At 68.4% G+C, this 5,952-nt stretch carries 7 protein-coding genes; 5 read left to right on the top strand and 2 right to left on the bottom strand.

Features of this window, described 5'->3' with window-relative positions:
* Positions 1-206 precede the first annotated feature (206 nt).
* Positions 207-425, bottom strand: a complete 219-nt coding sequence (locus KUM32_RS32855; protein ID WP_217145588.1) for a hypothetical protein — start codon at positions 423-425, stop codon at positions 207-209.
* Positions 426-748: 323 nt separating this feature from the next.
* On the opposite strand from KUM32_RS32855, the gene KUM32_RS32850 reads away from it, so the two are divergent.
* The 4 genes from KUM32_RS32850 to KUM32_RS32835 all read left to right on the top strand — a co-directional run bounded on the left by KUM32_RS32850 (position 749) and on the right by KUM32_RS32835 (position 3,608).
* Complete coding sequence (locus KUM32_RS32850) at positions 749-952, top strand: cold-shock protein (protein ID WP_023586116.1); 204 nt, start codon at positions 749-751, stop codon at positions 950-952.
* A gap of 347 nt (positions 953-1,299) precedes the next feature.
* Positions 1,300-2,796 (top strand): DEAD/DEAH box helicase, encoded by a 1,497-nt coding sequence (locus KUM32_RS32845; RefSeq protein WP_217145587.1) that lies wholly within the window; start codon positions 1,300-1,302, stop codon positions 2,794-2,796.
* A 46-nt stretch (positions 2,797-2,842) separates the two neighbouring features.
* On the top strand, positions 2,843-3,250 hold the full coding sequence (locus KUM32_RS32840; protein WP_217145586.1) for a CBS domain-containing protein: 408 nt from the start codon (positions 2,843-2,845) through the stop codon (positions 3,248-3,250).
* 49 nt (positions 3,251-3,299) lie between these two features.
* Positions 3,300-3,608, top strand: coding sequence for an SCO5918 family protein (locus KUM32_RS32835; protein WP_217145585.1), 309 nt, complete (start codon positions 3,300-3,302; stop codon positions 3,606-3,608).
* 146 nt (positions 3,609-3,754) lie between these two features.
* Here the strand turns inward: KUM32_RS32835 and KUM32_RS32830 are convergent, their stop codons facing one another.
* The gene (locus tag KUM32_RS32830) at positions 3,755-4,531 is read right to left on the bottom strand and encodes a hemolysin III family protein (protein WP_217145584.1); all 777 of its coding nucleotides are present in this window, start codon (positions 4,529-4,531) and stop codon (positions 3,755-3,757) included.
* Positions 4,532-4,968: 437 nt separating this feature from the next.
* On the opposite strand from KUM32_RS32830, the gene KUM32_RS32825 reads away from it, so the two are divergent.
* A protein-coding gene (locus KUM32_RS32825; RefSeq protein WP_308408778.1) for an IS5 family transposase occupies positions 4,969-5,762 on the top strand; the annotation gives its coding sequence in 2 pieces (ribosomal slippage) (positions 4,969-5,301 and positions 5,304-5,762; 792 coding nt in all).
* Positions 5,763-5,952 lie beyond the last annotated feature (190 nt).

Genomic DNA, 5,952 nt, shown 5'->3' with positions numbered 1-5,952 from the left:
CTGGCTGAGATCATCGAACGCCTGCTGCCCGCACGCCGTCATCGGACCTGCCCCAGAATGATCAAACGCAAGATGTCGAACTGGCCACTCAAACGGGCCGAGCACCGCAACCGGACACCACCCGCACCGGACACCACGACCATCACCCGACAAGACACAAACTAAGTCACCGGCATTGGGCCTAGGTGGAGGCCGGGTCCGCTGGCTCACCGCGGCTTGGGCAGCGCCGTCAGCGCCCGCCGACCCTCACCGTGGCCGACGACCCGCCACACGGGCCGGTCGGCCCCGTCGCGGGTGAGCTGGTGCAGGGTCGTCGTCGCCACGGTGATCCGCCAGTTCGGCCGGGCACGGTCGTGGAAGGCGGCCTCCCTCGCGGCGGTGCGACCGGTGCAGTATCGGAGAGCGTGGTGGGGGGACTGGATCACGCGAGCGCGGCATGCAATATATGGCGTCGCGCGGGTGGCTCAATATCTGTGCGCGCGGTTTGAGTTTTCATCGGAGCATGCGGATAGATTCTCTGCCGCGATAAACAGGGTGGCGTTCTTCACCGCACAGTGGCTGCTGTGGCGTGCTACTGTCGATGTCAGTTGCAGTTGTGGTTCCCGAAACTTCAAGTGCTCCGGTCGGCCCTGTGCCCCTTGGAAGCGCTTTTGTATCTCCGGTCTTTTTCCGGACGGGGTGATCATCGCGGCGACACGAGGTTCGCACGGTGCGGATCCCGTATGCACTGCCCCAGAGGAGAAATGACATGGCTGCTGGTACCGTGAAGTGGTTCAACGCGGAAAAGGGCTTCGGCTTCATCGAGCAGGACGGTGGCGGCGCTGATGTGTTCGCCCACTACTCGAACATCGCCGCCCAGGGCTTCCGCGAGCTGCTGGAGGGCCAGAAGGTTACCTTCGACATCGCGCAGGGCCAGAAGGGCCCGACGGCCGAGAACATCGTTCCCGCCTGACGCTGACGGTCACATACTTGTAGCTGGGGCCCGCATCCTTAGGGGTGCGGGCCCCAGCTACATGCGTTTTCGCAGTGATTTCATCTGTGGACGACAACCCGGACATCGTGCGCTTACCGCACACGGATCGTCCTTCGAGGGTGCAGCCGCATCCTTCATAGCTACAGTGCAGTGGACGCTTCGAATATCGAGCCCACAGCGCCCCCAATCATTCCAGCGCATGCGCCGCACAGATTTTCTGTTGGCCAGATTCGCTGGCAAGGCCTACCGGTCCATTCTTGCGATTCTCCGTGCTGCTCATTGCTTCGGGAATTCCTTGATATGTGCCGCATCGAGGAAGGTTTCGTATGAACCGCACACGCACGAACGACCGTTTCGCTCGCACCCGTCATGGCAGTGCCGACTCCGGAAAGGGCGGCAGCCGCTTCGGTTCGCCGGCGCCGCGCCGGTCGGCCGGGCCGAGCCGCTCCGGCGGTTACGGCCGCCGGCCCGCCGCCGTTCAGGGGGAGTTCGCCCTCCCCCGGACGATCGCCCCCGCGCTTCCCGCTGTGGAGGGCTTCGCCGATCTCGACATGCCCGGGGAACTGCTGGCCGCGCTCGGCTCGGCCGGCGTCACCGTGCCGTTCCCGATCCAGGCCGCGACGCTGCCGAACTCCCTCGCCGGCCGCGACATCATGGGCCGCGGGCGTACCGGTTCCGGCAAGACGCTCGCTTTCGGGCTGGCCCTGCTGGCCCGTACGGCCGGGCAGCGGGCCGAGGCCCGTCAGCCGCTGGGACTGGTCCTCGTACCGACGCGGGAGCTGGCGCAGCAGGTCACCGATGCTCTCACCCCGTACGCCCGCTCTCTCAAGCTGCGGCTGGCCACGGTGGTGGGCGGGATGTCGATCGGCAGGCAGGCGCACGCGCTGCGCGGTGGAGCCGAGGTCGTCGTCGCCACACCCGGTCGCCTCAAGGATCTCATCGACCGCGGCGACTGCCGGCTCGCCCAGGTCGCCGTCACTGTCCTCGACGAGGCCGACCAGATGGCCGACATGGGCTTCATGCCGCAGGTCACTGCCCTGCTCGACCAGGTCCGCCCCGAGGGCCAGCGCATGCTGTTCTCCGCCACCCTCGACCGCAACGTCGACCTGCTCGTGCGCCGCTACCTGACCGATCCGGTCGTGCACTCCGTCGATCCCTCGGCGGGCGCCGTCACGACGATGGAGCACCACGTACTCCATGTCCACGGCGCCGACAAGCACGCGGCCACCACCGAGATCGCCGCACGCGACGGCCGCGTGATCATGTTCCTCGACACCAAGCACGCCGTCGACAGACTGACCCGGGACCTGCTCAACAGCGGGGTACGGGCCGCCGCCCTGCACGGCGGCAAGTCCCAGCCGCAGCGCACCCGCACCCTGGCGCAGTTCAAGACCGGACACGTCACCGTCCTGGTGGCGACCAACGTCGCGGCACGCGGCATCCACGTCGACAACCTCGACCTCGTCGTCAACGTCGACCCGCCGACCGACCACAAGGACTACCTCCACCGGGGCGGCCGCACGGCCCGCGCCGGCGAGTCCGGCAGCGTCGTCACGCTCGTCACCCCGAACCAGCGCCGCGGCATGGTCCGTCTCATGTCGGACGCCGGGATCCGGCCGCAGACCACCCAGGTCAGCCCGGGCGACGAGGCCCTCAGCCGGATCACCGGAGCCCAGGCCCCGACCGGCATCCCGGTCGTCATCACCGCCCCGGCGACCGAACGCTCCAAGAAGCGCGGCGCCACCTCACGCGGCCGACGCCGCCCCGCCTCGGCGACCCGGCGTACCCCCGCACTCAAGTCCACGGCTGGCGCGGCCGCCTAGAACCGTCCTGATCAGGAACCCCGCCCGTCTGCGCAGGAGGCACCCCTTGACGCCAGGACAGTTGCAGGATCGCTCCGTAGGCGCTCTCCCACTGCACGGCACGGTGGCCGACGTCATGGACGCCGCCGGGCCACAGGTCTGGTACGACATGACCGTCGAGGTGGCGCTGTCCGTGATGGCCGCCGCCCGTGCCGAGCATCTGGTCGTCTGCGACGAAGATGCCCGGTGCGTCGGCCTGGTCACCCAGGCCCGGCTCACTGCCGTCCGGGACAGCTCCGGATACACCGACCGGCTCCGCCTGGGTGACGTCACCGACGGCAGCGAGCCCTCCGTCTCACCGTTGGCCACGAGGGAAGAAGCCGAGGACGCGGTGCCTTTCGGGCGGCTCGGGCTGGTGCCCGTGGTCGACGAACACGGCAGCGCCCTGGGCGTCCTCGCTCTCTCCCGCCGCTGAACCGCCGGACGGCGGCCGGTCCCGTTCCCTCATCTTCCTGTGAGGCATCATGCGCTGTGTCATTGCCCGCTTCCCGTTCGACCTGACCAAGAGCGGCGTGCTGGAGTCGATGAAGGGCGTCAAACCCGAACCGGTCGCCGGCGAGTCCGTGATCATCGGGCGGCGTCACTATCCCGTCAAGCAGGTCGGCCAGGTCACCACCCGTCAGGACCGCCGCGATTTCAGCGCCGGCGAGGTCATGAGGGCCATGGCCCTGCTCGGCTTCACCTGCCGCACTCTGCCCGAGGCCGCCCCCGCGCGCATCGAAAGTCCGTTGCAGCGGGCTTCCGCGATGCTCGGCGCCCCGCTGTCCCTCTGACCGACGCGACAGGCACGCTGACACCAGAACGGCGGTGAGGGCCCGACCGGCGCGCCGGTCGGGCCCTCACCGTATGCCGCACTCTCCGGTCGGTGCGCGAGTGGGGCGACGGTGCCGTGACGCAGGGGCGATTCCTCCTGCTGGGGTCAGTAGACGGCGAGGGAGATGGCGATGTAGTGCGCGGTGAAGGCTGCCACGGTCAGAGCGTGGAAGACCTCGTGGAAGCCGAACCAGCGGGGCGAGGGGTTGGGGCGCTGGACGGCGTAGACCACCGCGCCCGCGCTGTAGAGGAGACCGCCGGTCACTATCAGGGTGACTACGGCCGCTCCGCCGGTGTGCAGGAAGTCGGGCAGGTAACGCACCGGCGCCCAGCCCAGGGCCAGGTAACAAGGGGTGTACAGCCAGCGGGGAGCACTGACCCACAGGACACGGAAGGCGATGCCTGCCAGGGCACCCGTCCACACGATCCACAGCAGCAGGACCTGCCGGTCAGCGGGGAGGAGCACGGCCAGAGGCGTGCAGGTGCCCGCGATGATCAGAAAGATGTTGGCGTGGTCGAGACGCCGCAGAACCGCCTCGCCCAGCGGCCCCCAGGTGCCCAGATGGTAGACGGCGCTCGTCCCGAACAGCAGCCAGGCAGTCACGGCGTACACGGCGCAGGCCCAGGCCGCCGGCGTCCGGGCCAGGCAGATCAGGACGATGCCAGCACTCAACGAGGCCGGGACCATCGCGGCGTGGAGCCAGCCACGCAGCTTCGGCTTGACCGGCTCGACCAGATCCGCCGCCCACCCGGCCAGGTCGGCAACAGGGCGAGAGTCCTCCCCGGCACCGCCACGGCGTGATCCGCCGGAGACACCGGCTACAGCCTCCCCCGCCACAACTCCCCGTGCTGTCTCGCTCCTACGGGCATCATCGAAAACCATCCGATCATGCTAAAAGCACGCCCGAAACAGTCTGCGGAAGGTCACGCTCCCACCGCCGGACCGGGATCGACAGGCGGAGTGAGTGCTGCCATTGAGAAGGCGGGGGCGCCTGCGACCTGCCATCGCTGGGACAGTGAAGGCCGTGTAGGTCGGCTGGCCGACGAGGTGAGGACGGTACGGGTCGTCTGCGTTCGCGCAGGTCAACCTTCCGGCATCTCGGCCCACACACGGGCGGCCATTGCCTCGGCCTCGTCCTGCGGTGTTCCCGCCCGCACCAAGATGATCCCGCGAGACTGGTCCGGGAACGTGACCTCCCGCATTGCCGTACCCAACGGGCCCGTCGGATCGTCCGACATGGCGCCTCCCTTCGGCGGCTGCCGCCCACGCTAAGAGGACATCTCATTTGGCCTTAGCGGTAGCCTGAGAGCGTGCTGTTGATTGAGCGTCTGGTCCCGGACGGGTTGTGGGAGCTGTTCCAGCGGGTGGTGCCGGAGGCACCGTCGCGTCCGCAGGGTGGTGGCCGGCGCCGGTACGGCGACCGCGAGGTGCTGGCCGCGATCATCTTCGTGGCGACGACGGGGTGCACGTGGGCGCAGGTCCCGCCGGTGTTCGGGCCGTCCGGTGCGACGGCCCATCGCCGGTTCACGGAGTGGTCGAAGGCTCGGGCCTGGGCGAAGCTGCACCGGCTGGTGCTGGACGGGCTCGGCTCGCGGGGTGAGCTGGACTGGTCGCGGTGCGCGATCGACTCGGTGAACGTGCGGGCTCTGAAAGGGGGGACTTGACGGGTCCGAATCCTGTGGATCGGGGCAAGAAGGGATCGAAGATCCACTTGATCACCGAGCGGACCGGACTGCCCCTGTCCGTGGGGATCTCCGGTGCCAACCTCCACGACAGCCAGGCCCTGGAGCCGCTCGTGCGCGGCATCCCTCCGATCCGCTCCCGCCGCGGCCCACGCAGGCGCAAGCCCGCCAAGCTCCACGGCGACAAGGGATACGACTACGCCCATCTGCGGAAATGGCTCCGAGAGCGCGGTATCCGGCACCGCATCGCCCGCAAGGGCATCGAGTCCTCCAAGCGGCTGGGCCGTCACCGTTGGGTGATCGAGCGGACCATGGCCTGGCTCGCTGGCTGCCGTCGTCTGCACCGACGCTACGAACGCAAGGCCGAACACTTCCTCGCCTTCACCAGCATCGCCTGCACCCTCATCTGCTACCGCCGGCTCACCAAATGAGATGACCTCTTACTGAGTTTTTCGTTAGTTCTGTGGTGGTTGGGGCTTCGGTGGTGTGAGCATGATGGCGTGTCTTCCAAGCCGCAGGATGCTGTTGCTGATGTCTCCGTTCTACCGCTGACGCGGCCGCAGTTGGCCGAGGCCCGTCGCATGCGCGCGGCCGAGCTGTTCGAGCAGAGACGCCCTTCAT

Source organism: Streptomyces sp. AC627_RSS907, assembly GCF_019049165.1.
This window is presented reverse-complemented; position numbering and strand designations above follow the sequence as displayed.